Origin of the sequence: Agrococcus sp. DT81.2, assembly GCF_049844935.1 — a bacterium.
Taxonomy (GTDB): Bacteria; Actinomycetota; Actinomycetes; order Actinomycetales; family Microbacteriaceae; genus Agrococcus.
In genome coordinates, this window is the sequence record NZ_JBNCLZ010000023.1 from 1 (window position 1) to 291 (window position 291).

The following is a 291-nucleotide window of genomic DNA, read 5'->3' on the forward strand; positions in this document are numbered from 1 at the left end:
CCCTCGCCTACCCCGACCGCATCAACCCCCACCTCTGACCATGACCGCACCGCTTACACAGAAGACTTGACACGCTCATGCGCTGCGCACCGACATCGGCGCCGACCCGGCCGAGGCCGCGAAGGTCGAGCGGGAGCTCGTCGCGATCGCGGAGACGACCACGCCCGGCCGGCTCCGCGCCCGCGCCAAGCTCGTCGTCAACCGGGTGCTGACCGCGCCGCTGCAGCAGCGGCACGACCGGGCGATGGAGCAGCGGTCGGTGTGGATGGTCGACGCCGGCGACGGGATGGT

1 protein-coding gene is annotated in these 291 nt (G+C 71.8%); it reads right to left on the reverse strand.

Features of this window, described 5'->3' with window-relative positions:
• Nucleotides 1–75: 75 nt before the first annotated feature.
• On the reverse strand, nucleotides 76–291 hold a 216-nt coding region (locus ACLQ21_RS15745), incomplete at its 5' end, for a hypothetical protein (RefSeq protein ID WP_425664916.1).